Genomic DNA, 4,593 nt, shown 5'->3' with positions numbered 1-4,593 from the left:
GCCAAAGGGATTAAATGGCCTTGAAATTGTGGGGATGGCGGGAATCCTGTGCTGGTATGGGACTGTTTTCTTCTCGGGGGACACGCAGCTTATGCTCATGTGCATTGTGGGAGTGTTTATGGGACTGATGCTTGTATATGTGGTGACCTTTCCCAAATTTCAGGCCGGTCAGGTGACAGCCGCCTTTTTTTCCTTTCTGTATGCGCCGGTGATGCTGTCCTTTGTGTATCTTACGCGTATGTGCCCACAGGGAATTTATATGGTATGGATGATTCTCATCAGCTCCTGGGGCTGTGACACCTGTGCCTATGCAGTTGGGAAGCTGATCGGAAGGAAGAAGATATTTCCGGTGTTAAGCCCCCATAAATCCTTAGAGGGCTGTATCGGCGGTGTGGCCGGAGCTGCGTTAATCGGCGGGCTGTACGGATATTTTTTTGTGGAGAAAGCATTTCCTGATCAGACGGTTGCGTGGATCATTGCCTTTATCTGCGCGGTTGGCGCAGTGATGAGCATGGTTGGGGACCTGGCGGCCTCCGCCATCAAGAGAAACCATGACATTAAGGATTACGGGCATATTATCCCGGGACACGGCGGTATTATGGACCGATTTGACAGTATGATAGTGACAGCGCCTATGATTTACTTTCTCACGGTGCTGATGATTCGTTTTTAATTGAGGAAATACCATGAAGAGAATAGCAATATTGGGCTCCACAGGCTCTATAGGAAAACAGACGTTAGAGGTGGCAAGAAGCAACAAAGACCTTTCAGTGTCGGCGCTGGCAGCAGGCGCCAATGTGGAACTGATGGAAGCGCAGATCCGGGAATTTGGGCCATCCACGGTCTGTATGTGGACACAAGAGGCGGCTTCGGACTTGAAAAGAAGAGTTGCGGATTTAGACGTGAGGGTAACCTGCGGCATGGAAGGACTGCTGGAAATTGCAGGTTTGAATGAGGTGCAGGTATTGGTTACCGCCATTGTGGGAATGATTGGTATCAAGCCTACCATTGCCGCCATTGAGGCCGGTAAGGACATCGCTTTGGCCAATAAGGAAACCCTTGTCACGGCAGGCCATATTATTATGCCGCTTGCAAAGGAACGGGGTGTTTCCATTCTGCCGGTGGACAGTGAGCACAGCGCAATTTTCCAGTCCTTGAACGGAGAACCGGCGGACAGGGTATCCAGGTTATTTCTGACCGCTTCTGGCGGTCCTTTCCGGGGGAAAACCAGAAAAGAGCTGGAAGGCATACAGGTGGAGGACGCTCTGAAGCATCCAAACTGGACCATGGGGCGCAAGATCACTATAGACTCTTCCACGCTGGTGAACAAGGGACTGGAGGTAATGGAAGCCAAGTGGCTTTTTGGAGTGGACCTGGACCGGATTGAGGTGGTAGTGCATCCTCAGAGCATAATTCATTCCATGGTGGAGTATGTGGACGGCGCCGTTATGGCACAGCTTGGGATGCCGGATATGAAGCTTCCCATTCAATATGCTCTTTTTTATCCCGACAGAAGACCCATGGAGGGAGAGCGGGTAAACTTTTTTGAATTGGGAAATCTGACCTTTGAAAAGCCGGATACGGATACCTTTACAGGCCTTGCCCTGGCTTACAGAGCTGCCAGACTGGGAGGAAGCATGCCTACGGTGTACAATGCGGCAAATGAAAAGGCGGTAGAGCTGTTTTTGGCGCGGAAGATTTCTTATCTGCAGATACCGCAGCTGATAGAGGAATCCATGGATCAGCACAAAAACCTTCCAAATCCAACTGTGGAGGAAATCCTTGAAACACAGCGGCAGGTTTATGAATTTATTGCAGGAAAGGTTAAGTAGCAGATGGTAACACTGATCTTATTTATCATAATATTTGGGGTGGTGGTTGTCTCACATGAGTTTGGACATTTTCTGCTGGCCAAGGCCAACGGGATACATGTGGTGGAATTTGCGGTGGGAATGGGCCCTACGCTTTTTTCCTTTCAGAAAAAAGAGACCAAATATTCCCTGAAGCTGTTTCCCATCGGCGGAGCCTGTATGTTTGAAGGCGAGGACGGCCTGGAGACCAAGGAGGGGGAGATCAGTGAGGGCTCCTTTCTAAAGGCCAGTGTGTGGGGAAGAATTTCCACTGTATTTGCAGGTCCGTTTTTTAACTTTATTTTGGCTTTTATTATCGCGTTGATCATGGTCAATCTGATTGTGATCAGAGACCCCGTGGCTACGGAGGTGCTGGAAAACGGGGCGGCTGCAGAAGCGGGGCTTATGGACGGAGACCGCATTGTTTCCCTAAACGGGGAAAAGGTTTACCTGTACGAGGAAATTCAGCTGTTTACCATGCTGTATGAGTCAGGGGCTGTGGATGTGGTGTATGAACGGGATGGGCAGCGTTACAGCACAGTGCTGACGCCACAGTATGATGAGACCACAGGGCGGTATATGCTGGGAATCTCCAATGCGGAATTTGTGGAGCTTAAAGGGCTGGACGGTTTGAAATATGCCTGGTATGAAATGCGCTATTGCGTAAAGATGACCTATAAGAGCCTGGGGATGCTGGTGAGGGGCCAGGTCAGCAGGCAGGATGTTGCGGGGCCGGTGGGCATTGCGGTGAACCTGGTGGGGAGAACCTATGAGGAGACCAAGGATGAGGGCTTTATGAATGTCCTGGTGAATATGTTAAATATCACGCTGATGCTTTCCGTAAACCTGGGAATCTTAAATCTTCTGCCCATTCCGGCGCTGGATGGGGGCAGGCTGGTCTTTCTGCTGATTGAGGTTATCCGCGGCAAGCCCATTCCTCCAGAAAAGGAAGGCATGGTGCATTTTATCGGCCTTATGTTTTTCATGGTGCTGATGGTATTTCTGTTCTTCAACGACTTATCCAATATTTTTCTGAATTGAGGCGGGAGGGCGGCTGCCCTTCCCCGGTTTTTCTTTTTATTTCCATCAAGAAAATTGTATTTTTCACAAAATTTCACAAACAAATCAAAACAGAATAGGGAGACAAAAAATGAGAGACTTTTTAACTTCCTGTTACCATAAACGTGGCGCAGGGGAAAAAGACGGGGTGTCTTTGCTTTTGCAGCAGGGAAATTGCAGGCAGACGGCATTGGCCTTTGCCTGCGTGTGCTGCGATCCGGCTGCAGCGGGAGGGGACAGGTATTTTACGGGACAGCTTCTTTTGTGGTACCGCCGTATAGGGGCGTTGCTTTGTGCAAAAGGCAGAGGAACGGAAAGCAGGGTGGTAAAAGAAAGCCTGGAGCGGGCGCTTCGGAGGATGGACGGGGAGCTTTTGGATTACAGAACAAAAATGTCTGGGAAATGTGCTGGGAAGGGCGCTGAAAAAGGCGCTGGAAAAGACATAGAAGTATCGGGTATTTTGTGCGGAGAGGATGGCTTTTTGCTTTTTCACCGGGGCGGGCAGAGTATTTATCAGATTAACACCAGGTTTCTGCGGCCCAATGTGAAAAAAATTGCGGGAGAGGACGCGGAAGGCTGCACAAGGGGCGGTGGTAAAGGAAAAGAGCAGGAGCTGTTTGACATAAAACAGGGAATTTTACAGCCGGGCACCGGGGTTTTACTGGCAACGGCTTCCTTCTGCAGTAATCTGACAGAGGATATGCTCAAGGGATGTATGGAGATGGAATGTCTGCGCACCCAGAGGCAGCTGGATAAGCGTCTGGGAGAGCTTGGGCGGGAAGCAGAAATACGGGCGAAGGCTGCAGAAAGAGGCAAAGGACTGGGAGCGGCGCTGGTGGTGTCCCTGGCAGAAAAGGGAGGTGGATCAAGAGATGGAAGGTGAGATAACAGGGAAAGGGGCAGAAATGGAGAGGCAGCTGTACGAGAAGGGATATGAATTGCTTGACAGCGTAGGACAGGGAGCCTTTTCCAGGGTGTACCGGGTAAGAAAGAGAGATACAGGAGAATTTTTTGCCTGTAAGGTAAGCAGCAAAAAGGAAATGCTGGCCGCAGAGGCAAAGCTGCTGGGGCAAGTGTCTCATCCCCTGTTTCCGCGCTTTTGTGACCATTGGCAGGAACAGGACAGGGCGTTTTTGATTATGGAGTATCTTCCGGGAATGAGCCTGAAACATCTGGTGGAAAAAAGAGGGGGGCTTTCTCCTGCGCAGACGGCCAGAATCGGCATGTCCCTTGCCCAGGGGCTGCTCTACCTCCATGAGCGCTGTAAGCCTGTGCTTTACAGAGACTTAAACCCGGGGAATGTGCAGATATTGCAGGATGGACGGGCAAAGCTTTTGGATTTGGGGTGCGCCTGTGCCTTGGAGGAGAACAGAGCCCGGGCAGGAACGCCGGGCTTTGCGCCTCCGGAACAGCTGGCCGGAGAAAGTCTGTCTGCTGCGGGGGATATTTATGCTTTTGGAAAAATGCTGGAATATATGCTTCAGAGCGGGAGCTTCAGAGGAAAAAAGAGCGGAGGCTGCAGGGAAAGGAAATGCCGGAAAACGCTGGAGGCTCTCTTGGCGGAATGCACCAGAAGGGACCCTGAAAAAAGACCGGGAGACATGCGCTTTTGTCTGGATATGCTGTGGGAGTGCCTGGAGGAAGAAAAAAGAGGAAGGCTTCTTTGGGGATGGAAGGAAAAAGC

The 4,593-nt window shown here is 50.7% G+C and carries 5 protein-coding genes; all 5 read left to right on the top strand.

Annotated elements, in window-relative coordinates; translation table 11 throughout:
- On the top strand, positions 1-673 hold a 673-nt coding region (locus AC1WIP_RS11860), incomplete at its 5' end, for a phosphatidate cytidylyltransferase (protein ID WP_481142023.1).
- Between the two features lie 13 nt (positions 674-686).
- Positions 687-1,832 (top strand): 1-deoxy-D-xylulose-5-phosphate reductoisomerase, encoded by a 1,146-nt coding sequence (locus AC1WIP_RS11855; RefSeq protein WP_481142022.1) that lies wholly within the window; start codon positions 687-689, stop codon positions 1,830-1,832.
- Positions 1,833-1,835: 3 nt separating this feature from the next.
- A complete protein-coding gene (rseP, locus tag AC1WIP_RS11850) occupies positions 1,836-2,891 on the top strand; it encodes an RIP metalloprotease RseP (RefSeq protein WP_481142021.1) in 1,056 nt (351 codons plus the stop codon).
- A gap of 109 nt (positions 2,892-3,000) precedes the next feature.
- Positions 3,001-3,792 (top strand): hypothetical protein, encoded by a 792-nt coding sequence (locus tag AC1WIP_RS11845; protein ID WP_481142020.1) that lies wholly within the window; start codon positions 3,001-3,003, stop codon positions 3,790-3,792.
- Positions 3,782-4,593, top strand: an 812-nt coding sequence (locus AC1WIP_RS11840) for a serine/threonine protein kinase (RefSeq protein ID WP_481142019.1), incomplete at its 3' end; no start/stop codon positions are given. The genes AC1WIP_RS11845 and AC1WIP_RS11840, both read left to right, overlap by 11 nt.

This window comes from Acetatifactor sp. (assembly GCF_982438285.1).
This window is presented reverse-complemented; position numbering and strand designations above follow the sequence as displayed.